Raw genomic sequence first — 23,792 nt, 5'->3', positions numbered from 1 at the left:
AAACTATCAACTGTAGGAGCCGTTTGGCGCCATCAGCAAGGGGAGAACAGAACGGGGCGGGCAGGTCTTCCGCAATGCGGCAAAGGCCGGTCGATGAGGAAAGGCGGCGGCATCCCGTGCCCCGGGATGCCGCCGCCTTCGCCTGGTGTCAGGGAACCCCCATCCTTGACTTGGCCGCAGACCGGCTGCTTTCGCCGCCGGGCGCGGCCCAGATGCAGGACACATCCGGGTTCATGTCGGCGAACGGCCCTCTCGGGTTGGTGCGCCAGGCCCAGACATGCAGTTCGTAATACGGATCGAGCCCGTAGCGGTTCGGGGCCGTCACGAAGTTGAAGAGATGCCCGCCGAGGTTGGCGGGCCCCTTGAAGGTGATGTATTCAGCGCCGACGAGTTGCAGTGAACCGTCAGGCTGGGGTTCATACATCACCGCTTCCGGGCGTGAGAGATCCAGCGTGTCATCGGCCAGGTACGCCTGGTTGACATAGTGGATCCCCATCGACCCTCCTTCCATGCCGGAAGCGCAGGGCAGGGCGGTGTAACCTTCGGCAAGGGCTACATGCACATCGCCGAGGCGCCCGGCGACCGTGTGCACCCTGTCCACGAAGGGCCCGGCGGATGCCATGGGTTTCAGTGGCGGCGCAGCGGCCTCCTTGCTGCCGGCCGATGCCGACAGGGCACCGAACAGCAGCAGGCCGAGAAGGCCGACCCCCGCAGGAAATCGCTTCATTCAAATCCCCCCGAATTTCAGGAACCCGGTCGTTCAGCGCCGCTTTTCGGCGGTCTGCGGGCCGATTTCGGCGGCGACTTCGGTCACCTTGTCGGCGGGAAAACCGCCTTCACGGGCATGGCGGCGGATCACGTCGGCGCTTTCGGCCTCGTGCACGCAATAAATGCGATCCCCGGCAACGTAGCTGGTAATCCAGCGATAAGGTTCGCCCAGCCCTTCGACCGTGGCGTTAGACTTGGCGGAAATGTCCTTGAGCTGCTCGGCTGTCAGCTTGTCGGCATCGGGAATGTGGCGTTCGATTACGTAAACCGGCAAAATCAGTCTCCATCAGGTTGGACAGGGGCAGCAGGAGCGCCGCCCGGTACCTCTCATCGCGGCGCGGCGTTGGAGCGCTCGTGTGGTGCGCAAAAAATCAGGACGAGGACCGTCAAACGGTTCGTCACACGGAGCGCGGGCAAGAGAACTGGAGACAAGGGATCGCAAGGCGTGCCGCTTCCGGCCGCCATGCTGCCGGCGATGGGCTGGGGGTATCTGCAAGTGGCGATGACGATCAGGCTTCTCGGCGAGCCCGAGATCATTGATGCCCAGGGTCTTGTGCGCCCGGTACGGGGCCAGCAGGTGTGGGCTTTGCTGGCCCGGGTCCTGCTGTCACGCCAGCGGCTTGACCGGCGTATGCTGGCTGTCGAGCTTTTTCCGGAAACCGCCGATCCGCTGGGATCGCTGCGCTGGTGCCTTGCCTCGCTCAGGCAGGCGCTGGGATGCGCCATCACGCTCACCGGCGATCCGGTGGAGGCGGTGATTTGCTCCACCGTGGCTGTTGATGTGCGGCAGCTCGAGCATGAGGATTTCGACGTCGAGCAGGCCGGCCCGCTGCTCGGCAGTCTGACCCCCCGGTGCAGCCCGGAATTTGCCACCTGGCTGCTGATTGAACGCGAGCGGGTTGCCGCCATCGTGGAAGGGCGTATCCGCCAGGATACGGTCCGGGCGCTTGCGGCGGAGGATTACAGCCGGGCTATCCGGCTGGCGGAGCTTGGCGTTCGCCGGGATCCGCTCAACGAGGCGGCGCATATCCTGCTCACCAAAAGCCTGACGCTCGCCGGACGGCAGGAGGCGGCCCTTGCCCATGTCTCGGCGGCCGAAGCCTACTTTCGCGAGGAGCTGGGGGAGCTGCCGTCGCCGGCACTGCGCAAGGCAGCGCACCGGCCGATGGCGCCGGCCCCGGCAGGGATCGCGCCGGAAAACTACGTCAATTCCATGCTGCGCTCCGGCCACGCGGCAATCGCCGCCGGAGCCACCGATACCGGCGTCGAGCTGCTGCGCCGGGCTGTCAGCGATGCCGAGCGGGTGCATGACCCGCGCCTTGCCGCTACCACGCGGCTGGAGCTTGGCACCGCACTCGTCCATGCCTGCCGTGGCCATGATGGCGAAGCGGCGATCCTGCTTCAGCAGGCGGCAACGCTGGCCCGCCAGATTGCCGACCGGAAGATTGAAAGCACGGCGCTGCGTGAGCTGGCCTATGTCGAGGTGGTGGCCGGGCAGCGCAAGGCGGCGGAGGTTTGCCTCAATGCCGCCGCCGAGGCTGCCGGCGATGAAGAAAGCTTGTCGGGTATCATGGCTTTCCGGGGCTTCAACTTCCTCGGCTGGGGCCGGTACGAAGAGGGGCTGGCCCTTATCGGGCAGGCGCAGGAGAGGGCGCGGGCCGTCGGCAACCGGCGGCAGGAATGCTGGGCGCTGGCGACCGGCGCCTGGGGCCTGATGCGCCATGGCCGGCTGGACGAGGCCGTGCCGAGGATCGAGCAGGCGCGCCTGCTCGTCGATGCCGAGCGCTGGGTGGCGTTCCGTCCGTGGGTTGTCGCCGTCCAGGGCGAGATCCGGCTGCGGCGGGGAGAACCTGCTGCCGGCATGCTGCCGGAACTTGAAGAGGCCTTTGCCCTTGCCTGCCAGGTCGACGACACTTCTTGGGAGGCTGGCTGTGCCAAGGTGATTGCGATGATCCATGCACGCCTTGGCGATTATGCCCGGGCCCAGATGTGGCTCTCCGATGCCTTTATCCGGTCGACGCGCAATACACGCCGCCCGACGACGTTGCAGGTGGAGGTGGTCGCCTGCAAGGTTGAGCTGGCGATGGAACGGGGCGACTGGCAGGTGGCAGAGGTTGCCGCGCGAGAGTGGATTGCCCTTGCTGCCCGCATGCAGATGGACGGGCATGTCAGCAAGGCTGCCGGTGTACTGGAGCGTATTCGCCAGGCGACTTTTCCGGAGGCGGGGCGGGCATCCCCCCTTTGGGGTGAGGCCGTCTGACGCCTTAACCCGCATTGACGCGCTAGCCTGTTTGCCCGTTATTCTGCCGGGTCACAAACAGGCAGGCAGCGGCACAGGTCCATGCGTCTTTCCGATATCAACGGCATGAGCGAGGAGAGCTTCGTCTCCACGCTGGGCGGTATTTTCGAGCATTCGCCCTGGGTGGCGGAGGCGGTGGCGGGGCAGCGGCCTTTCGCTTCCGTGCAGGCCCTGCATGACGCGATGGTGCATGCCGTCTCGCTGGCGGATGACGAGCACAAGCTCGCGCTGTTGCGCGCCCACCCTGATCTTGCGGGCAAGCTTGCCCGGGCGGGCTCGCTGACGTCCTCCTCCCGCTCCGAGCAGAAGGGCGCCGGCCTCGACCAGCTCAGCGAGGAGGAATATGCCCGCTTCGATGCCGTGAACCGGACTTACCGCGAGAAATTCGGCATTCCCTTCATCATCGCGGTCAAGGGACATGACCGGCTGAGCATCCTCGCGGCCTTCGAGACGCGGGTGGAAAATGATTTCGAGACGGAAAAGCGCACCGCGCTGGCACAGGTTGCCCGCATCGCCCGCTTGCGCCTTGAGGCGCTTGTCGCTGAGTGAAATGTCCCGGCGTTGTTTGCCGGATGAAGGGCCTACTTCCCCTGGAAGTGGCTGGTTGACTCGCGGATGACCAGCAACGGGTGGAGTGTCGGATCGTCTGCAGCCGTCCGCCCTTCGATCATCGCGATGATCTTTTGCATGACGGCCTCGCCCGTCGCTTCACTGTGGACATCAACCGTTGTCAGCGGCGGCCAGACATAGCGGCTGGTGGGAATGTTATCGATGCCGGCGAAGGCGATGTCTTCCGGTACGCGAAAGCCGAGCGTCCGGGCCTCGGCCATGACACCGATCGCCACCAGATCGTTACAGCCAATGACAAGTTGCGGGCGGTTGGGGCCAAGTAGCACGCGGGCAGCGAGCTTCTCTCCGGCTTCGCTGGTGGGGGCTTCCGCGTCGAACTCGGCAAGCTTGATGCTGGCGGGATCGAAGACGCTGCGCAGTCCGCTAAGGCGCTCAGCATTCCAGGCTGCGCGGGTGTAGCCGACATAGGCAATGCGGGAGAAACCCTGCCGGGCAATGTAGCCGGCGAGCAGCGTGGCAACCTCGACACTGTCCATGCCGACGGTGACGAGATCCCTCTGCCCCGGTCCGCTCTCCGGTTTGCCCAGAAAGGCAACCGGCTTGTCGAGGCGAGAGAGCCAGTCGATGACATCGGCCGGGATGCGGGAGCTGACAATCAGTCCGTCGGTGCGCAGCACCAGCGCTTCCAGCATCTGCCGCACCGAGGCGATGTTTTCCTCAAGGTCGGCGACCAGCAGGTTGTACCCGTTGCCTAGGGCGATCCGGTTGGCACCTTTTACGATATTTGCATAGTGGGGGTTGGCGATATCCATGACGGCCAGCCCGATAGTTGCCGTTCTGCCCGTTACCATGCTGCGGGCTGCGGGGTTCTGGCTGTAGCCAAGGGCTTCTATCGCCTGGCGCAGCTTTTCCTCGACCTGTGCAGAAAAGGATTGTTGCCCGTTTATGTATTTTGAAACGGTCGCGATGGAGACGCCGGCAGCTGCGGCGACATCCCGTATCGTGGCCTTTTTTATGCGACTCATGAAGAGTTAACCGATTTCCTTTTCTCCTGTTATTTGTATACAGCACGGCGTCGGATTTGCAATGGCTGTCGGGCGACCCGGTCATGGGCGAACACTCTGCAGCCATGTTCTGATTGGAGGTTGTGCGGATTTATCGTGTGAATTGACGCTTTATGGCAGCATCAATATCGGAATTTTCGCTTCTGGATTGTCTGAATTTATCTATCCGAAAGTAAGTTAAACGTTTTCTTGAAATGTCATTCCTGGCGTGCCTATAGTCTGTCGCAACCCTTCCCGGAAATGAGGCCGGTCGCGTGGTCAGGATCACGCGGGATGGCGCGAAGCAGGAGGGGACAAGAAGGAGGAAGCGGTGAAAATAACTTATGCGGTCGCCTCGGCGGCCTTGATGAGTGTTGCCTTCGTTTCGTCAGTTCAGGCCGCAGACACCCTCAAGGTGTGGATGCGTTATGGCGAGAATGAAAAGGCCGTCCTGGATGCGATCACCCAGGAGTTTTCCAAAGAGACCGGCGTCACGATCGATCTTTTCCTGGCGAACACCGATTTCGAGACGCGCCTGGCGCGGGCTGCTGCCGGCGATTCCCTGCCCGATATGATCATCAATGATGCGACCTCCATGGGGCAGCTGCTCGATATGGGCATCGTCAAGGAGATCGATCGGGCTTCGCTGAAGGGCGGGGATCAGCTCTATGATGTCGCCTGGCAGAGCGTGGAAGCTGTCGATGGCAAATATTACGGCGTGCCGACTTCGGCGCAGGCCTTTGCCGTCTTTATCCGTAAGGATTGGCGCGAAAAGCTGGGCTACCCCGTTCCCAAGACCTGGGAAGATCTTTTCAATCTCTCCAAGGCCTTCACGGAAGATGATCCGGATGGCGACGGCAAGGCCGATACCTACGGTTACGTCATGCCGCTGTCCGCTACCCGCGGATATGCCACCTGGTTTCTTGCCGACCTGATCTGGCAGGCCGGTGGCAAGTTTCTGGAACAGAAAGGTGCTGCCTACGTCTCTTCGCTGGACACGCCGGAAACGGCCAAGGCGATATCCTTCGCCCGTGATCTTGTGTGCAAGGGCTTCGCCCAACCCTCCGCCATTACCGCGACGACCGGCGATACGACCCCGGTCTTCTCGTCCGGCCAGGCTGGCATCTACCGCACCGGGCCCTATCATCTGGCGCCCCTGAGCAAGGAGCCTGGCCGCGCTGTCATCGAGGTGGTGCCGCCGCCTGCGGGGCCGGCCGGGCAGGCCGAACTCGCCGAGGGCGAGGCTGCTTTCATCATGGCCTCGACCCGGCATGAAGACCTTGCCAAAAAATTCATCGAGTTCCTGGTCTCTGAAAAGGGGCAGGAGATGGGCATGGGCGTGGGAACGGGGTCCAGCCCGATTGTGCGGCTGTCGATCAACAAGAATGTCGACGTCACCAAGATCCAGCCCGACGCGGACTGGGGGACCTTTGCCAAGCTCTATGCAACAAGCGCCCGCTATTTTCCGCGGGTGCCGAACTGGAAACCGATCCGCCAGATGACCTCTGACGGTTTCAACAAGATCCTTTCCGACTGCTCTTCCGACATAAGGGCCGGTCTTGGCGAGATCGATGCGGCGGTTAATGAAGAGCTCGCCAATCAGGGCGTGCTTGCCAGGTAATCCAGGACAAAGGACCGCGCCGGCACTGCTTTTATGAAGCGGTGCCGGTGGCCCTGCATGGCACAAGGACAACAAGATGAGTATCGACCCAAGACGCTGGCGCTGGGCCGCGCCGTGGTTGTTCCTCGCCCCGGCGCTGGTTTTCTTCACCTGGTTCAAATTCGTCCCGATCGTAAAGGGACTGATCATGAGCTTTTACAAGGTGAAGTTTTCCGGGCAGAGCCAATGGGTAGGGTTTGCCAATTATGAGCGCGCGCTTTCTGACGCTGCGTTGCATGCGGCGGCGTGGAATACGCTTATCTATGTGATTTCAACGACCATCGCCGGGGCGCTTCTGGCCTTTGCTGTTGCCCTTGTCCTCGAAGGGCAGGCGCTGCATGTGCGTATCGTGCGCACGGCCATCTTCTTTCCAGCGGTGACCTCCGTTGCCATTCTGGCCGAGGTATGGCGCATCCTGTTCTATCCGGCGGCGGGCGGCGTGGTTAACAGCCTGCTTGGGCTCTTTGGCGTCGGGCCGCAGGGCTTCATGTCGGATCCGAACCAGGCGCTCTTCGTGGTAATCCTGCTCCAGATCTGGAAGAACATTCCCTACAATATGGTGATTTTCATCGCCGGCCTCGCGGGCATCAATCGCGAGCTTTACGACGCGGCCGATGTTGATGGTGCCAGCCCGTTGCGCAAACTCTGGCACGTTACGGTGCCCGGCCTCGCTCCGGCTTTTTCAGTCGTCATCATGCTGTCGCTGATCCGTGGGTTCCGGGTTTTTACCGAGATCTACACGACCACTGGCGGCGGGCCAGCCGGGGCCACGGAAACGATCATGACCAACATCTTCAAAACCGGCTTCGACCGGCTCGACTACGGCTATGCCGCCGCCGTTTCATTTCTGCTGTTTGCCTTCACGGTGATTTTGACGATCGCGCATGTGGTCGTGAAAAACCGTCTTGCCCGTACGTAAGAGGGGCTGCCATGAGACCAACCTTTCTTCAAAAGCTGGCCCGCGGCGCCGTCTATCTGCTGCTGGTGATCGTTTTTTGCGGGCCGTTCTGGGGCATCGTTGCTACGGCCTTTGACAAGAATACGGTGCAGCCTGGCCAGCTCGTCTTTTGGCCGAGTGTGCCGACGCTGGACCACTTCATCTATGGCTGGGTCAAGGTCAAAGCCTGGCTTTACCTGTTCAATTCGCTCGTCGTTGTCATCATCGGCACCTTCCTGCAAACGCTGGTCAGTGCCCTTGCTGCCTATGCGCTGGCCCGCAAGAGGTTTCGCGGCGCCGCCGTCGTCACCCTTGTCATCCTCTCCACGATGATGCTGCCGGACGAGGTTATCTCGATCCCGCTTTATCTCATCCTGCATGCCAAGCTGCCGATCATCGGCGTGTCGATCTACAACAGCTATGCGGCGATGATCCTGCCGATTGTCGGCTGGGCGTTCTCTGTTTTCATCCTGACCGAATTCATGCGCGCGGTGCCACGCGATCTTGAGGATGCTGCCCGCGTCGACGGGGCCGGCGAGTTGCAGATTTTCTGGCGGGTCATCCTCCCGCTGGTCAAGCCTGCCCTCGGGTCGACCACGATCTTCGGTTTCCTGATGATCTGGGACCAGTACCTGCTGCCTCTCATCGCTGTCGACAAGCGCGAGCTTTATACGATCCCGGTCGTGCTGCGCTCCCTGCGCGTCGACGAGATCCTGCAGCAGAACATATTCATCGCCGTGACGGTAATCGCCACGGTGCCCTGCATTATCGTCTATCTCCTGCTCCAGAAACAGTTCAACCGCGGCCTTATCGCTGGCGCCGTAAAAGGTTGAAACGAAGAAGGTTTTGGTGAAGCCATGGGTTCCGTAAGCCTGAAGAACGTCAACAAGTCGTTTGGCGCAGCGCATATCATCCAAGACGTGTCGCTGGATATCGAGGATGGCGAATTCTGCGTGCTGATCGGTCCGAGCGGATCGGGCAAGTCAACGCTGCTCCGAATTATTGCCGGGCTTGAAGAGGTCACCGGTGGTCGCATCGAAATAGCAGGCAAGAATGTAACCCGGCTGCCGCCCAAGCAGCGCGACATCGCCATGGTGTTCCAGAGCTATGCACTTTATCCGCAAATGACCGTGCGGGAGAATATGGGCTTCGCCCTGAAGCTTGCCGGGGTGCCGAAAAGCCGGATTGCCGCCAAGGTGGATGCAACAGCCCGCATGCTGGAGCTGGAGCCGCTGCTTGACCGGCTACCCAAGTCGCTTTCAGGCGGCCAGCGTCAGCGGGTCTCCATGGGCCGGGCCATCGTGCGTAACCCGACGGCCTTTCTGTTTGATGAGCCGCTCTCCAATCTCGATGCCAAGCTGAGAGTGCAGGTGCGAGGAGAAATCGCCGAGCTTCACCGCCGGCTTGGTACTACCTCGGTCTATGTTACCCACGATCAGGTCGAGGCCATGACGCTCGGCCAGAAGATCGTTGTCCTGCGGGATGGCCGGGTTGAGCAGGCGGGCCCACCGCTCGAACTTTATGATGATCCGGTCAATGTCTTTGTCGCGAGCTTTCTGGGCACACCCTCCATCAATCTGGTGGAGGCAACGGTGGCGGCCAACGACAGCGCAGCCGTTGCGCTCCTCAAGGATGGAACGCTGCTGCCGCTGGGGGCGGATTATCCGGTCAAGGAGGGGCAGCCGATATTGTACGCCATCCGGCCCGAACACATCCGGTTGATTGCCGGGGCCGAGGAGGGCGGCATACCGGGATCGATCCATGCCATAGAAAATACCGGCTCCGACATGGTGGTGCTGTGCGATGCCGGAGGCGGACGGATGACCGCCGCCTTCAAGGAACAGCGTGACCTGGCGCCGGACCAGCCCGTGAGACTGGTGCCGGATCCCGCGCGGGTTCGGATCTTCGATGCCGGATCGGGCCTCCGAATCCGGCACGGCATCTGACCCGAGCGCAATAACAAGACCAGCAGCCCCAAGAGCGCGGCCCGACTACGGCCCCGTGCCTGCCTCCGACCTGGAACGGCCAGATGTTTGCAGACCAAATGAAAATCGAGCGGCTTCTTGAGGGCGCGAAGGCTGGCGCCGGCTGGAAGCCGTTTCCGGATATCTCCGAGCGCGCCCGCTGGGGAAAGGCCGCAGCCGATTCGCGCCTTGCCTTGTCGGTCGAGGCCATTCTTGCTTATGCCGACGCGCTTCAAGGCACCGAAATCGACCCGCTCACCGGCTCAATGTATATGGATTTCATCACCAATGGCGACCGGATCGCCTATGAGGAAAACTATTTCCGGCGGCGCTATGAGTTCTCCCATCTGGTTATTGCCGAGTGCCTGACGGCAAAGGGCACCTATCTCACCCGCATCATCGACTATTTCTGGGCCCTTCTGGGGGAGGTGAGCTGGTGCGTGCCCGCTCACAACTTTGCCGGCCAGCACGAAATGGTCATGTTCAAGAACCCCAATCCCTGGAAGGCGGATGATCCGCTGCCGGTGCCGGGGGACGACTATCTCGACCTGTTTACCTGCGAAACCGCCGCGTTGCTGGCGGAGGCTTGTTACCTGCTGCGCCCGCTTCTGCTGGAGAGGGTCCCGTCGCTTTATTACCGCATCCATCAGGAGGTGACGCGGCGGGCACTGGCGGTGCTGGAGGGGCCGAAGGCGTTTGGCTGGTACCTCGGTCGTAACAACTGGACGGCCTGGTGTGCACATAACCTGTTGCAGGCAGCCTGTTATGTTGTGGAGGATCCGGCCCGGCTTGCGGCAATTGCCATGAAACTGGTGGCCCCGATGCAGCGCTTCTTCGACACGATCGAGGAGAGCGGCAGCTGCATCGAAGGGCCAAGCTACTGGGTGGTCAGCGCCGGCCGGCTGGCGGCGTTCATCGATCTGGTGGAAGATCGCTTCCAGCTTGATCTTGGCTTTGCCCGCAATGCCAAGTTCCGTAATTTCGGCGACCATATCTTGCCGCTGCATATTGCGGGCAACCGCTTCGTCAATTTTGCCGATGGTAGCTCCAGGATCGATCTCGACCACGGTGTGCTGAGCCGTTACGCCACCCGGATCGGGTCAGCGGCGCTTGCCGGCATGATTTGGGACGATGTGGACCGTGTTGCCCGCCGCAAGCTGGCACGGGAGGTGCGCACGCGCGGCCATAATGAATATGCTAGGCATTTTCTGGTTCATCTCACCCGGCTGTTGTTCTGGACGCCGGAGATGACGTCACCCGGTGCGCGGCACTACGGCAAGAGCGTGTGGCTTGCTGATATGCAGATGATGATTGCCCGCGAGAGCGACAAGGCGGGTGCCGGGCTGATGGTGAGCGCGATTGCCGGCAGCAATGACCCCCATATCAACCATCATTCGCACAACGATATCGGCCAGTTCGGCGTCTATCTCGACGGGGAGCCGCTGATCATCGATCTGGGTCAGGGGGCCTATTCGAAATCAACCTTTACCGAGACCCGCTATGACATGTGGCATATCAGCTCAACGGGCCACAATGTTCCGCAGATCAATGGTTTGCTGCAACGGGCGGGTGTCGGGGCAGAGGCCCGGTCCGTCCGGTTCGGGCGCGATGGCAGCAGGAGTATCCTGCGTCTGGATGCAAGCCCGGCCTACCTGACGGAGCCGGGCGAATGCCGCATGGAGCGCACCATCGGCTTCGACCATCACGCGGCGGTGCTCGACATCCGCGACGAGATCGATCTGAAGGTGCCTCTCAGCCAGTTCATCCTGCCGCTGCATGTGGCGGACCGGCCCGTTACAGTGCGGCCGGACGGCAGCTGCCTGATCGAGGGGACAAGCGGCATTCTCGTGATCTCGCCGCACAATCTTGTTGTGGCGGAAGTAGAGGTTATCGCCATCACCGATCCCCGCCATCTGGAGGCCTGGGGGCCGCAGATCAAACGCATCCGCTTTGAGGGCAAGGAGCCGGCCTCTGGAACGTTCGGCCTCACCATCCGCAAGGAATGAGGGGGCTGGCCATGCGGCGCGGCGGAAAGACAGCGGTCACATTTCATTTTTTGCCTTTTCTCCAGTACCTTGCGCTGACGGGTCGACACTGCGCTTAAACAGTGGCGTCCCGATCCGGGATGGGACGCGAAGGTATGAAGCCATGGCCGCCAGCCTTATTGACCTGCTGACCCGGGGTGTTGCCGCCCATCAGGCCGGGGAGCGCCAGCAGGCACTGGCGCTCTACCGGGAAGCGTTGGTGCTTGATCCGCACCAGAGCGAGACGCTGCATCTGCTGGGCGTGGTGCTGGGGGAACTGGGGCAGGGGACGGAGGGGTTGGAGCGCATCGGCGCGGCCATCGCTCTCAAGGACCACCCCAACTACCGTATCAACCGCGGCAACCTGCTGCTGAAGCTGGGGCAGGCGGAGGCTGCGCTGGCTGACTATGAGCAGGCGCTGGTGTTGGCCCCCGCGGCCCGGCCGGCCGGTGCCGGCAAGGCGTCGGCGCTGATTGCACTGGGCCGCGAGGCCGAGGCCGAAGCGCTGCTGCGCGCCATGCTCGCCAACGGGCCGGCAACACCGGAGCTGATCTTCAATCTCGCGCTCTGCCGCCTGCAGCAGGGCGACGGCGAGCAGGCGGCCGGCCTTTTTGCCCATTGCCTTGAGGCGCGGGCCGACTGGCCGGAAGCCCGGCTCAATCTGGCAACGGCGCTGAAGCTGGCCGGGCGCAAGGCGGAGGCGCTGGCGACGCTGGCTGCCGCCCCGATGCAAGGGGCGGTGCTAGCCATGGCGCTGGGCCTTGCGGCCGAGCTTGGCCGCCATGATCTGGTCGCCCGCTTTCGCCAGAGTGTGGAAGCGGATGGTGCCGCTTTCGCCGCCAACCAGACGAGCTGGCAGGTGCTCGCCTCCATGGCCTATCTGGTTCCCTATGTCGGCCTGTCGCCGGCAACGGAGGCTGCGCTTCACCAGCGCGCAAACGGCCTGCTTGCGGCGTCGCCTGCCACGCCTGCGCCCATCCGGATGCGGGGGCATAAACTGCGCGTCGGCTATGTATCCCCGCATTTCGGCGACCATCCCATCGCCCATACAGTGGTCGGCCTCATCGAGGCGCAGGGCGCCGCCGGGGAGGCGGAAAGTTTCCTCTATGCCACCAAGAACCGCAGTCAGGACCTTTCCGGGCACTGGCAGCGGCTTCAGGCTTCTGCCGGTCATTTCAATGTTCTGGATGGAGTTTCTCACAACGATCTGGCCGCACGGCTCCGCACGGACAGTCTTGATGTGCTGATCGATCTCACCGGCTACATGGATGGCAGCGTGCTGCCGGCTTTTGCGGCCCGCCCGGCGGCGAAGCAGCTCTACTGGCTTGGCCATGGCGGCGGGCTGGGACTTGATTTCATGGATGGCGTCATCGGCGATGCCATCGTGGCCCCGCCGGAAGAAACCGGCGCCATCCGGGAGGCTGTCTGGCGGCTGCCGCATTACCATCCGGCAGACCGGGCGCTTGTTGCCGCCACTGTTGGCAGCCGCGCCGATCATGGCTTGCCGGAAGGTGCCTTTGTCTTCTGCGCTTTCAATAACCTGATGAAGATTGATGCTCAGGCTATTGAAATATGGTCAAAAGTTATGAGTGCAGTGCCGGGCTCCGTGCTCTGGCTCTCCAGCACGGCACCGGAAGCCACCCGGTTTCTGCAGGCCACTTTCGCGGCCTGCGGCGTGACGGCGGAACGGGTGATCTTTGCCCCGCGTCTTGCCGACAAGAGCGCGCATCTCGCCCGCCATGCCCATGCTGATCTGATGCTCGACAGCTTCAGCTACAGCGCCTCCACCACCGCAATCGACGCCCTGTGGGCCGGTCTGCCGATGCTGACCCGCACGGGCCCGCGCTGGGCCTCGCGCATCGGCGCCAGCATGGTGACGGCAGCGGGGCTGGGAGAGGCGCTGGTGGTGGCGGACGAGGCGGCCTATATCGAGCGCGCCATAATCCTCGCCGCCGCGCCTGAGGAGCTGAAAAGCCTGCGGCAGCGGCTGATGGGCGGGCGGGAGACGGCGCCCCTCTGGGATGTGCATAAGTTCAGCAATAACTTTCAGAAACTTCTGGAAGCTATTGTTAATGGCTAATTATTTATGCTGTTTGGCCTGTCTGTCGAGCGATGCTTTGGTGCGCATGGTGGCCGGCATGGCAAAAGGATCGTCCGGCCAGGGATGTTTGGGATAACGCCCGCGCATCTCCTTGCGGATCTCAGGATAGGCATTGGTCCAGAAGCTGGCGAGGTCTTGCGTGCGGGCGAGCGGACGCTGGCCGGGCGACAGTGGTTCGATCAGCAGCGGTACGCGGCCCCCGGCGATACGCGGCGTTTCGGTAAGGCCGAACAGCGCCTGTAACTTGACCGCCAGCAGCGGTACGTCACCTGAGAGATAATCAAGCCGGATGCCGTCGCCTGACGGCACGGTGAAATGCGTGGGCGCAAGGTCTGCCAGCGCCTGACGCTGCGGCCACTCCAGCATTGCCTCCAGCGCGGCAGAAAGGTCCAGCCGGGAGAGGTGTTCGGCCCGCATCAGGCCGGTGAGGTAGGGGGCAAGCCAGCGCTCAAGGTTGCCCATCAGCGCAATATCGTCGACTGCCGGCCAGCCTTGTTCCGGCAGGGTGCGGGCAAGCAGGTTGACACGGGCCTGCCATTGCCGCAGCGCCGGGGTCCAGGACAGGCACTCGATGCCGAGGCTCTGCACGCCGGCGATCATCGCTTCGGTCACCGCTGCCGGGTCTGGTTTGTGCAGGGGAGATTGCTTCAGCACCAGCGCGCCAATGCGGCTTTGTTTATGGGCGGCCACCGCCTTTTCGCGGTGGTCCCAGTAGATGGCGCTCACATTCTTCGGCGGGGGCAGCTCAAAGAGCGATACCGGGGCGGCCAGCTGGATGCGGGCCTCTTCACCGCCGGCAAGGTCTGCCACCACCAGGAACTCGCTGGCCGCCAGCGGGTCGAGCGCATCCATGACGGCGCCCTTGCCGCCGGACAGGCGGAACCGGCCGGCACCGCCGCGCTGCTGGGCAAGGCGATCGGGGTAGGCGAGCGCCAGCACCGCGCCGGCCCGTGCACTGTTCCAGTCGGCCCCCTTGATGCCGGCCCGGCGGCGGATTTCGCCCGCATTCTGGCGGATGGCATGGGCGGCGGGCGGCGCCCCCTGTGCCCGTTCGCGCAGCAGGTCCAGCCGCGGGCGGATATCCGCGCCGCGTCCGGCGGCGCCGGCAAGGCTGTCGCGCTCGCTGAGCAGGGCGGCAAGGGCCGCGGCCAGCGCGCCATCGCCGCCGGAGGCACCCTCCTGTCGCTCCGCAGCCAGCACCATATGGGCAAGGCGCGGATGCAGCGGCAGGGTCGCCATGGCGCGGCCATGAAGGGTAATGGCGCCGTCTTCACCCAGGGCGCCAAGCTCGGTCAGCAGTTCGGTCGCCTGCGCCATCGGCCCGGCAGGCGGCGCATCGATCCAGGCGAGCGTGGCGGCGTCGCGTGTGCCCCACAGGGCAAGATCGAGCGCCAGCGGCGCAAGGTCTGCCTCCAGTATCTCCGGTGCGGTATAGGCAGCAAGGGCGCGGTGCTCCGCCTCGCTCCACAGGCGGTAGGCAACACCGGGCTCCACACGGCCGGCACGGCCGGTGCGCTGCTCGGCGGCGGCGCGGCTGACTTTACGGGTTTCCAGCCGCGTCATGCCGGAGCGCGGATCAAAGAGGGCGGTACGGCGCTGCCCGCCATCGATCACCACGCGCACCCCCTCGATGGTCAGGCTGGTTTCGGCGATGTCGGTGGAGAGCACCACCTTGCGCCGGCCGGGCCCGGCCGGGGAGATGGCAGCATCCTGCGTCTCGACGGGCAGGGAGCCATGCAGCGGCAGCACATCCACCTGCGGGCCAAGGTCACCCAGCAGCCCTTGCGTACGCCGTATTTCGCCCATGCCGGGCAGGAAGACGAGCACCGAGCCGGTTTCTTCTTTCAGCGCGGCGCGGATGGCGGTTGCCGTGCGTTCGGCAAGGCGTCCGTCACCCGGGCGGTAGCGCACTTCCACCGGAAAGGCGCGGCCCTCACTGGTGATAACGGGCGCGCCGCCCATCAGCCGGGCAAAACGTTCGCCATCCAGTGTGGCCGACATGGCAAGCAGGCGCAGATCGTCCCGCAGGCCCTGCTGTACCTCAAGGCAAAGCGCAAGGCCGAGGTCGGACGAAAGGTTGCGCTCATGCACCTCGTCAAAAATCACGCAGCCGACACCTTCCAGCGACGGGTCGTCGATCAACCGACGGGTCAGGATCGCTTCGGTGATCACCTCGATGCGGGTTGCCGGCCCCACCTTGCTGTCCATATGCACGCGGTAACCCACGCGCTCGCCCGGCCTTTCGCCCAGTGTCGAGGCCATGCGGCGGGCGGCGGCGCGGGTGGCAAGGCGCCGTGGTTCCAGCATCAGGAGGCTTTTGCCCGCAAGCCACGGGGCCTCCAGCAGGGCCAGCGGAACACGCGTGGTCTTGCCGGCACCGGGCGGGGCCTGCAGCACAAGGTTGGGCGTGGCCGCCAGCGAGCCGGCGATATCCGGCAGCAGGCCGTCGATGGGCAGGCTGCCATCGGCTGAAAAGGCTTTGGGCATGGATCGTCTGCTTTTGTCCTCGGCGGGCTTCAGCGCGGCAGCGGCAGGCCGTTTTCGGCCATCAGCTCATAAAGGCGCGGCAGCTGGGCCACCATGGCCGCGCGGCCAAGCTCTATCAGCTCGTCCGCCCGGTCGAAATTAGCCGGATTGTACCCCTTCACGTCGGGGGCGACATAGAGGTCTGGCGGGTTGAGGGCGAGTTTTGTCTTGATGAGTTCCTGCACCACGACGGCGAAGGAGGCGTTGACGATGGTCATGGCCCCGGGGCCGCGTCCGCCGCCCGTCACCAGCCCCAGCGCCTTCGACAGTCCGCGCTTTTGCGCAAAGATGCGCCGCTCGTCCCGGATCAGGCTGGCGCCGTTGTAATTGCCCAGCACATTGACGCCGACGATGAGGTCAGCGCCCAGCTCGCGGCAGGCGGTGATGGGCAGCGGCTCGGTCATGCCGCCATCGACCCAGAGTTCGCGCTGGTGGCGGATCGGGGTGAAGATGCCGGGCAGGGAGATGGAGGCGCGGATCGCATCCACGAGATTGCCGCTGTCCAGCCGCCGGGCTTCGGCCGTCGTCAGGTCCGAGGCCATGGCGGCAAAACGGATGGCGAGATCCTCGATCAGCGGGTCACCCAGCTCGCGCCGCAGCTCTTCGGAGATGTTCTCGCCGCCAAAAAGGCCGGAGGAGCCGAGTTTGAAATCGGCAAGACGCCAGAGCGTGCTCCAGCGCATGGAGCGGGCGATATCCTCCAGCACGCCCAGCCGGCCGGCCGCGAAGCAGCCGCCGACAAAAGCGCCCATCGAGGTGCCGGTGATGATGTCCGGCGTAATGCCCTGCGCTTCCAGGACCCGCAGCACGCCGATATGCGCCCAGCCGAGCGCCGCACCGCCGCCAAGGGCAAGGCCGAGGCGCGCCTTGCGCTCTCCCCTCCCGTCAGGCGGCATTACGCCGCCGCGGGCCACCGGACTCTTCCTCGAACAGGGAGGCTAGCTGGTTCATCATCGTGCCGCCCAGCTGCTCCGCATCCACGATGGTGACGGCGCGCTTGTAATAGCGCGTCACATCATGGCCGATGCCGATGGCTACCAACTGAACCGGCGAGCGGGTCTCGATATAGTCGATGACATTGCGCAGATGCCGCTCGAGATAGCTGCCGGAATTGACCGACAGTGTGCTGTCATCCACCGGCGCACCGTCGGAGATCACCATCAGGATGCGGCGATCTTCCGGCCGCGCGATCAGGCGCTGATGCGCCCACAGCAGCGCTTCGCCGTCGATATTTTCCTTGAGCAGCCCTTCGCGCAGCATGAGGCCAAGGCTCTTGCGCGCGCGGCGCCACGGGGCATCAGCGGCCTTGTAGATGATGTGGCGCAGATCGTTGAGGCGGCCGGGGCTTGCCGGCTTGCCGGCCTCGATCCAGGCATTGCGGCTTTCGCCGCCTTTCCACTGCCGGGTGGTGAAGCCCAGGATTTCCACCTTCACGCCGCAGCGCTCCAGCGTGCGGGCCAGAATATCGGCGGCAATGGCGGCGATGGTGATGGGGCGTCCGCGCATGGAGCCGGAATTGTCGATCAGCAGCGACACGGCAGTGTCGCGGAAATCGGTATCCGTTTCCATCTTGTAGGTCAGCGGCAGGGCCGGGTTGGTGATGACCCGGTCAAGGCGGCTGGTATCCAGCAGCCCTTCCTCAAGGTTGAAATCCCAGGCGCGCAGCTGCTGCGCCATCAGCCGGCGCTGCAGGCGGTTGGCAAGGCGGGCGATGACGCCCTGCAGGTGCTTGAGCTGCTGGTCCAGCTGCAGGCGCAGGCGCGACAGCTCGTCCGGGTCGCAGAGTTCATCGGCAAGCACCACCTCGTCGAAGCGGGTGGTGAAGGGGCGATAATCCTCGGGATCGAAACCACGATCGCCCGGCGGCATCCAGGGCTGGCCGGGGCCGGCGGGCTCTTCACCCTCGGCGCCTTGGCGCTCGTCGCCCTCCATATCCTCGCCTTCCGCCTCGCCGGACTGGTCCATGTCGCCTTCGCTGGCTTCAAAGTCCATCTGCGGCTGGCCGGCGGCGGGCTCACCCTCGCCGGGGCTGTTCTGGCTGTCGGGCTTTTCCTCGTCGGCAGCGTCCTGGTTCTGCTCTTCCTGCTCTTCTTCCTGCTCCTCGTTCTCGAAGGGGTCATCCTCCAGATCGAGGCGGGCCAGCAGCTTGCGGGAAAGGCGGGAGAAGGCGTCCTGATCGTCCATCACCTCGCGCAGATGCGGCAGTTCCATGCCGATACGCTGCTCCACCCATTCCCGCCACAGACCCACGGCACCGGCCGCGCTCTTGGGGATGGGCTGGCCGGTCATGGCCTCACGGGCAATCAGGCGCACGGCATCGGCCAGCGGCACCTGATCGCGCTCCTGAATGCGCTCGAAGCCCTTGCGGCGATAGCGGTCGGCAAGGGCGGCATCCAGATTGCGGGTTACGCCCGCCATATCCTGTGCGCCCACCGTTTCGCAGCGGCACTGCTCCAGCGCGTCATAGGTGGCGCGTGCCGTCTCGTTGATGGGCAGACGCCCGGCATGCAGCGCAGCGTCGTGGTGGCGAAGGCGCAGGGACACCTGATCGGCCGCACCGCGCATGCTGGCAAGGGCGGTCGGGTCCAGATCGCGCGGCAGCATCGGCAGCCGCACCCGGTTGCCGGAAATCGCCGCAGCCTCGCCGCCAAAATTGACTTCGATATCGCCCTTGGCGGCCATGGAACGCACGGCAACCGTTGCGACCTGGCGGTAGACATCGGCCGGCGATTCCTTGCGCATCACCTGCGCCTCGCCCTTTGGCACGCCGCCCGGCGGCACATTGCCGGCCGCCGTTCCACCCGGCCCGGCCGGTGCACCGCTGGCAAGACGCGGCTCGGCGCTGGCACTCATGCGGCGGGGCTGGGGCGAGATATCGGTAGGCGACGACATGAAACGCACTGCTTCCTGACTGGGTGGGCCACCCTTCCTCAAAAGGGCGGCTGGTCCCGAAACCGGGCCTTGAGCGGCCACTCTAGCATCCCGGCAGGGCGGCGGGGCAAGAGGCTGCGCTAACATAAGAACAAGTTGGCGAATAAGGCTGCAAAACAGAAGGGCGAGCCCCGGCCGGGGCTCGCCCTTCAAATCTTCGCTGCTTTTTGCGGCCCTTTTCTGTCTTCCGGGCCGGTTGCCGTCAGTGACTGTACCGGCCCGTGAAACTTGTGCTCGCGAGCTTGTTCTGCCCGGCCATGAAGCCGATGAGCGCCGGCGTTGCCGTCTCGTCCACAGGCAGCTTCTCAACCTTCAGGGCCGTGAGGGTGAAGATATAGTCATGCGTGGTGCCGACCGGCGGACAGGGGCCGAGATAACCCGGTTTGCCGAGATCGGTGCGGGTCTGGAGTGCACCTTCCGGCAAGGTTGCTGCGCCGCTGCCGGCGCCCGGCTTCAGGCCCGTTGCCGTGGGCGGGATATTGGCGACAATCCAATGGGTGAAGCCGACCCCGGTCGGAGCGTCCTTGTCCCAGATGGTGAGCAGCAGGCTTTTGGTACCGGCGGGCACGCCGCTCCAGTTGAGCGCCGGGGAAATATTGTCGCCGTTGCAACCGAAGCCGAAGGCTGCGCTCATCACCTGCGAACTGGCGAAATGCCCGTCCTGGAGGTCGGGGCTGGAAAGGGTGAAATCCGCAGCAGAAGCGCTGGTGCCAGTTGCCGCCAGCAGCGCGGCGGCGACCATCAGGGGGACGGGGCGGAAAATCCGGGTCATGGGCTAACTCCTTGTCAGGCCCGCTACGCCAGCCGGGCGTCGGGCCTGATGAAGTTGGCGTGTTTGTGGACTTATTTCGGCTCGTCTTCAGTCAATAAATGTGCTGATTCGATCAAGTCACTTCCGGGGCATCACCAGTACGCACGCGTCTTTCGCCACGCACGGCCCGCGGCAGGAAACCGAAGCGGGCGCGGAACCGGGCGGCAAAACGGGAAGCGCAGTCATACCCCACCTCCTGCGCAATCCAGTTGATCGGCCTGTCCGTTACCTGCAGCAAGGTCAGGGCGCGGGACATGCGTACATCGGTCAGCAGCTTGCCAAGACTGGTGCCTTCGGCGGCAAGGCGGCGGCGCAGCGTTGCCTCACTCATCGCCAGCGCGCGGGCAAGGTCGGGAGCTTTCCATTCTGCCTCCGGCGCAGCGGCGATCATGCTGCGCAGCCTGACGGGTAGCGGCGGTGCTTCCGCCGGCAGGAACCGGCCGCCGGAAAGGGCGATCCAGGTCAGGAGTTCGCGGGCCTGCTGCGCCATGATCGGCAAGGGTGCCGTCTCCGGCGCCATCATGCTGCCAAGGGCGCGTTCAAAGGCGGCGACGAAGCCGACCGGCAGGGACCGCAGTGCCATCTGCCCTTCCACCGGGCGGGTCAGACTCTCTTCCGGAAAGGGCGCGGCAATCAGCCCGGGGCTGAAGGCAAACCAGGCGGCTTCGTAGAGGCCGTCGGAATCGGGCGAGTTGATAATGTCGTAGCTGACGCCGGCTGCCAGCAAAATGGCATCGTCGGTATGGATCACCTCCCGCCAGCCCTCACCCACAAGGGTCTTCGACCCACGGCTGACGAGGATGATCGTCGGCGCGTCAATGGCAACCCGCGCCATATAGAGTTCGCGCCGCTGGCGCACGGTTGCCACCGCGCCAATACCCTCGCGCTGCCAGATGCGCCGCTCCGCCGGAAAGGCCGTGCTGCCTGACCACTCCGGCCGGCAGTCCCCTGCCTCGCTTTCGGGGCCGATCCTCTCCTTGCGGGCAAGCGCGGTGCTCATGGGCGCCCTGGCTCCTGCGTCAGCCCTGCGGGGTGCCGGCGGGCGGCAGGATGCGCGCTTCGCCTGCCATCAGCGGCAGGCCGGTCTTTTCCAGCGCTTCCAGCCGGATGATGGCAATGGCGCGGTTGCCAGCGCCGCTGCGCACCTCTCCGGCATCCTTGCCGTCCTGCAGAATCTGCGTGCCGGGCGCGGGGAGGGGCCCCTCGATCTCGACCGGCATCATGCGTTTCTTCAAAAGGCCGCGATAGCGCGTGCGCGCCGTCAGTTCCTGGCCGACATAACAGCCTTTTTCCCACGAGATGGCGTTGAAGGCGTCCATATTGCCTTCCAGCAGCGTGGATTTTTCCAGCTCGAAATCCCGTGCTCCGTCCGGCACGCCGAGCGTCAGTCGCAGCGTTTCATAAGTGGCCTCGTCCATCGCCGGAATGCCGGCTTCGGTGAGCGCTGCGCTTGACGCCTCAGCCGGTGCCATCAGCCGGGCACCGAGCCCGGCTATGCGGGGATCGGTAAAGAGGACGCCGCCAGCCAGCGGGGCCGCACTGCCAGCCTCGCTTGCTGCGCCAAGCGTCGCTGCGGTCGGGCCGGCAAGGGCGGTGACGCTCCACCCGGCCAGAGGCTCCAGCGTTACCTTCGAGCGCAGCTTGTACATGCGCAGGCGACGGTAAAGATCATCCAGCCGCGCAGCTTCCACATCCAGCAGCAATCTGTCGCCGTCGCTGGCCACCGCAAAGTCGAAGAGATATTTGCCCTGCGGCGTCAGCAGCGCGGCCTGCACGGCGCGGGCCGGGCTGACGGCGGCGATATCGTTGGAAACAAGCCCTTGCAGGAAGGCCACACGGTCCTCGCCGCCAAGGGCAAGCACGGCGCGGGCGGGAAGGGTGAGATATCCGCTGGCGGAACCGGTCATGGTCTGTCCATCGCTGGGAGGGCGCCCTTATGGGCGGCCTGCTGTGCTCCTTACTGGCACATAGGCCTGCCTGCCGCCGCTATCAAGCGCCATGCGATGCTTTACCTTGGGCGGCAAGGCTCCTAAACCTGCCCTCTGACCGGGCGCCGGCAGGCGCCGCTTCCTTAAAAGACAGTCAGGGGATTTGGGGCATGCAGGAGCGTTTTGATCTGGTGCTGAAGGGCGGCACCGTCATGATGGCCGCGGGCCGTATCTCCACCGATATCGGCGTCATCGCCGGCCGCATCGCCCATATCGGCGACATTCCGGCTTCTGCCGGCGATCAGGTTTTTGATGCCACCGGCCTTCATATTCTGCCCGGCGTCATCGACAGCCAGGTGCATTTCCGCGAGCCGGGCAACGAGCACAAGGAAGATCTGGCAACCGGCACCGCCGGTGCGGCGGCAGGTGGCGTCACCACCATCTTCGAGATGCCCAACACCAAGCCCTCGACCACCAGCGCCGAGGCGCTTGCCGACAAGCTGGCCCGTGCCAAGGGCCGTGCCTGGGTCGATCACGCCTTCTTCATGGGCGCAACGCCCGAGAACGCGGCGGAGATGGCGAGCCTTGAGACGCTGCCGGGCTGTGCCGGCGTCAAGATCTTCATGGGCTCTTCCACCGGCAGCCTGCTGGTAGAGGCCGAAGAGCATATCCGCGCCGTGCTCTCCCATGGCCACCGCGTCGTCTCCATCCATGCCGAAGACGAGGCGCGGATGCGCGAGCGCTTCAAGCTGGTGGAAGGCGGCGCCCACCCGCGCATGCATCCGGTGTGGCGCGATGTGGAAACGGCGGTGCTGGCCACCAGCCGCATCATCCGCCTTGCCCGCGAGACCGGCCGCAAGGTGCATGTGCTGCACATCACCACCGGTGACGAGGCGGAGCTGCTGGCTGCCGCCAAGGATGTCGCCACCATGGAAGTGACGCCGCAGCACCTGACGCTTTCGGCGCCCGAGGCCTATGACCGGCTCGGCACCCTCGCGCAGATGAACCCGCCGATCCGCGAGGAACATCACCGCCTTGCCCTGTGGCGCGCGGTTTCCGAAGGCGTTGCCGATGTGCTCGGCTCCGACCACGCGCCCCACACGCTGGAAGAGAAGTCCAAGCAGTATCCGGCAACGCCGTCCGGCATGACGGGGGTGCAGACGCTGGTGCCGGTGATGCTGGACCATGTGAATGCCGGCCGCCTGACGCTGGAGCGGTTTGTCGATCTTTCCGCCCACGGCCCGCAGCGCGTGTTCTCGCTGGCCGGCAAGGGCCGCATCGCCCGCGGCTGGGATGCTGATTTCACCATCGTCGATCTCAAGGCCAAACGCACCATCACCAATGCGTGGATCAAGAGCCGCGCCGCCTGGACGCCCTATGACGGGATGCAGGTGACCGGCTGGCCGGTTGCCACCGTCGTGCGCGGCAACATCGTCATGCGCGATGATGAACTGCTGGGCGGCGCCATCGGCGAGCCGGCACGCTTCCTCGATGCGATTGTGGCGACCGGCAAATGACGACGGGCGAGCCCGGGGAGGGCGGGGGCCTTTTTGATGCTGCCAGCCTCGCCGTGCTTGAGGACATGCTCGGCGAGGATGTGCTGCGCATCATGGCAGCCCGCCTTGCCGAGGAAGGTGAGCGCATCATGGCGGAGATGGCACAGGCCTGCGCCGCCAGCGACGCCGTCGCACTGCGCGCGCTTGCGCATGAAGCCAAGGGAATGCTCGCCAACATCGCCGCCCTTGCCGCAGCCGCCCGCGCGGCTTACATCGAAGAAGCCGCAAGCGCTGGCGAACTTGCTGCCGCCCTGGCTGCGGTGCCCGCGTTCAAGGCCGATTTTACGGCCGTCATCCAGTTTTTCAGCCAGCGTTACGGAGCATCATGAACGCCAAAGTGAACCCGCTGAAGCTCAATGCCCTTCAGCTCAAGACGCTCGCCATCTTCCAGTTCCTGGCTGCCACCGTCGGTGGTGACGCGCCCGAACCCGAGGGGGCGCGCCACACCGGCCTGCTGCCGAGCCCGCACGGCAACCATTTCCATGTCGGCCCGGCCGTGGTGATGACGTCGGACGCCACCGGTCTTGGCAATGAGGCGGTGTGGAAGGCGCTGGAGCGCAAGGGCCTCATCGTCAGCCAGTTCCCCTCCATCGCCATCGTCACCAAGGAAGGCATGGATTACGAAACCGGTGTGACCGAAAGCATCCTGCACCGCGCGCACCACTGATCGCACG

At 64.4% G+C, this 23,792-nt stretch carries 20 protein-coding genes; 11 read left to right on the top strand and 9 right to left on the bottom strand.

Features of this window, described 5'->3' with window-relative positions:
* Positions 1 to 148: 148 nt before the first annotated feature.
* Positions 149 to 622 carry a hypothetical protein gene (locus QTL98_RS13420; RefSeq protein ID WP_445682153.1) on the bottom strand — a complete coding sequence of 158 codons (474 nt, stop codon included), beginning with the start codon at positions 620 to 622 and terminating at the stop codon, positions 149 to 151.
* A 138-nt stretch (positions 623 to 760) separates the two neighbouring features.
* Positions 761 to 1,042: a DUF4242 domain-containing protein gene (locus QTL98_RS13415; protein ID WP_445678972.1), complete on the bottom strand. Its 282-nt coding sequence runs from the start codon at positions 1,040 to 1,042 to the stop codon at positions 761 to 763.
* A 171-nt stretch (positions 1,043 to 1,213) separates the two neighbouring features.
* Here QTL98_RS13415 and QTL98_RS13410 point away from each other — a divergent pair, with 171 nt between their 5' ends.
* Together QTL98_RS13410 and uraD are read left to right on the top strand one after the other, a co-directional pair.
* Positions 1,214 to 3,028, top strand: coding sequence for an AfsR/SARP family transcriptional regulator (locus QTL98_RS13410; protein ID WP_445678971.1), 1,815 nt, complete (start codon positions 1,214 to 1,216; stop codon positions 3,026 to 3,028).
* An 81-nt stretch (positions 3,029 to 3,109) separates the two neighbouring features.
* A complete protein-coding gene (gene uraD, locus QTL98_RS13405) occupies positions 3,110 to 3,616 on the top strand; it encodes a 2-oxo-4-hydroxy-4-carboxy-5-ureidoimidazoline decarboxylase (RefSeq protein WP_445678970.1) in 507 nt (168 codons plus the stop codon).
* A 32-nt stretch (positions 3,617 to 3,648) separates the two neighbouring features.
* Here the strand turns inward: uraD and QTL98_RS13400 are convergent, their stop codons facing one another.
* Positions 3,649 to 4,662: a LacI family DNA-binding transcriptional regulator gene (locus QTL98_RS13400; RefSeq protein ID WP_445678969.1), complete on the bottom strand. Its 1,014-nt coding sequence runs from the start codon at positions 4,660 to 4,662 to the stop codon at positions 3,649 to 3,651.
* Between the two features lie 385 nt (positions 4,663 to 5,047).
* On the opposite strand from QTL98_RS13400, the gene QTL98_RS13395 reads away from it, so the two are divergent.
* The 6 genes from QTL98_RS13395 (at position 5,048) to QTL98_RS13370 (ending at position 13,345) form a co-directional block, all read left to right on the top strand.
* Positions 5,048 to 6,301: an ABC transporter substrate-binding protein gene (locus tag QTL98_RS13395; RefSeq protein ID WP_510637573.1), complete on the top strand. Its 1,254-nt coding sequence runs from the start codon at positions 5,048 to 5,050 to the stop codon at positions 6,299 to 6,301.
* A 76-nt stretch (positions 6,302 to 6,377) separates the two neighbouring features.
* Positions 6,378 to 7,259 (top strand): carbohydrate ABC transporter permease, encoded by an 882-nt coding sequence (locus QTL98_RS13390; protein ID WP_510637488.1) that lies wholly within the window; start codon positions 6,378 to 6,380, stop codon positions 7,257 to 7,259.
* 11 nt (positions 7,260 to 7,270) lie between these two features.
* On the top strand, positions 7,271 to 8,110 hold the full coding sequence (locus tag QTL98_RS13385; RefSeq protein ID WP_445678966.1) for a carbohydrate ABC transporter permease: 840 nt from the start codon (positions 7,271 to 7,273) through the stop codon (positions 8,108 to 8,110).
* A 24-nt stretch (positions 8,111 to 8,134) separates the two neighbouring features.
* Positions 8,135 to 9,223 (top strand): ABC transporter ATP-binding protein, encoded by a 1,089-nt coding sequence (locus tag QTL98_RS13380; RefSeq protein WP_445678965.1) that lies wholly within the window; start codon positions 8,135 to 8,137, stop codon positions 9,221 to 9,223.
* An 83-nt stretch (positions 9,224 to 9,306) separates the two neighbouring features.
* On the top strand, positions 9,307 to 11,247 hold the full coding sequence (locus QTL98_RS13375; protein WP_445678964.1) for a heparinase II/III domain-containing protein: 1,941 nt from the start codon (positions 9,307 to 9,309) through the stop codon (positions 11,245 to 11,247).
* Positions 11,248 to 11,389: 142 nt separating this feature from the next.
* Entirely contained in the window at positions 11,390 to 13,345 is a 1,956-nt protein-coding gene (locus QTL98_RS13370; protein WP_445678963.1) for an O-linked N-acetylglucosamine transferase, SPINDLY family protein, read from the top strand.
* Here the strand turns inward: QTL98_RS13370 and hrpB are convergent, their stop codons facing one another.
* The 6 genes from hrpB to ygfZ all read right to left on the bottom strand — a co-directional run bounded on the left by hrpB (position 13,346) and on the right by ygfZ (position 21,541).
* Positions 13,346 to 15,853, bottom strand: coding sequence for an ATP-dependent helicase HrpB (gene hrpB, locus QTL98_RS13365; RefSeq protein ID WP_445678962.1), 2,508 nt, complete (start codon positions 15,851 to 15,853; stop codon positions 13,346 to 13,348). It abuts the gene before it with no gap.
* Positions 15,854 to 15,882: 29 nt separating this feature from the next.
* Positions 15,883 to 16,806, bottom strand: coding sequence for a patatin-like phospholipase family protein (locus QTL98_RS13360; protein WP_445678961.1), 924 nt, complete (start codon positions 16,804 to 16,806; stop codon positions 15,883 to 15,885).
* Entirely contained in the window at positions 16,778 to 18,784 is a 2,007-nt protein-coding gene (gene cobT, locus QTL98_RS13355; protein ID WP_445678960.1) for a cobaltochelatase subunit CobT, read from the bottom strand. The genes QTL98_RS13360 and cobT overlap by 29 nt, the downstream gene beginning before the upstream one ends.
* Before the next feature lie 241 nt (positions 18,785 to 19,025).
* On the bottom strand, positions 19,026 to 19,595 hold the full coding sequence (locus tag QTL98_RS13350) for a YbhB/YbcL family Raf kinase inhibitor-like protein (protein WP_445678959.1): 570 nt from the start codon (positions 19,593 to 19,595) through the stop codon (positions 19,026 to 19,028).
* Positions 19,596 to 19,707: 112 nt separating this feature from the next.
* Complete coding sequence (locus QTL98_RS13345; RefSeq protein WP_445678958.1) at positions 19,708 to 20,634, bottom strand: helix-turn-helix transcriptional regulator; 927 nt, start codon at positions 20,632 to 20,634, stop codon at positions 19,708 to 19,710.
* 19 nt (positions 20,635 to 20,653) lie between these two features.
* A complete protein-coding gene (ygfZ, locus tag QTL98_RS13340; RefSeq protein WP_445678957.1) occupies positions 20,654 to 21,541 on the bottom strand; it encodes a CAF17-like 4Fe-4S cluster assembly/insertion protein YgfZ in 888 nt (295 codons plus the stop codon).
* Between the two features lie 191 nt (positions 21,542 to 21,732).
* Between ygfZ and QTL98_RS13335 the strand changes: the two genes are divergently transcribed.
* From QTL98_RS13335 to QTL98_RS13325, 3 genes are read left to right on the top strand one after another with little or no spacing between them, the layout of a single operon-like run.
* Positions 21,733 to 23,079, top strand: coding sequence for a dihydroorotase (locus QTL98_RS13335; RefSeq protein WP_445678956.1), 1,347 nt, complete (start codon positions 21,733 to 21,735; stop codon positions 23,077 to 23,079).
* A complete protein-coding gene (locus tag QTL98_RS13330; protein ID WP_445678955.1) occupies positions 23,076 to 23,447 on the top strand; it encodes an Hpt domain-containing protein in 372 nt (123 codons plus the stop codon). Before QTL98_RS13335 ends, QTL98_RS13330 begins: the two co-directional genes overlap by 4 nt.
* A complete protein-coding gene (locus tag QTL98_RS13325; RefSeq protein ID WP_445678954.1) occupies positions 23,444 to 23,785 on the top strand; it encodes a hypothetical protein in 342 nt (113 codons plus the stop codon). Before QTL98_RS13330 ends, QTL98_RS13325 begins: the two co-directional genes overlap by 4 nt.
* Positions 23,786 to 23,792 lie beyond the last annotated feature (7 nt).

Origin of the sequence: Radicibacter daui, assembly GCA_030657355.1 — a bacterium.
Taxonomy (GTDB): domain Bacteria; phylum Pseudomonadota; class Alphaproteobacteria; order Radicibacterales; family Radicibacteraceae; genus Radicibacter; species Radicibacter daui.
The sequence above is the reverse complement of the archived record's forward strand: the minus strand, read 5'-3'. Positions and strand labels throughout refer to the sequence as shown.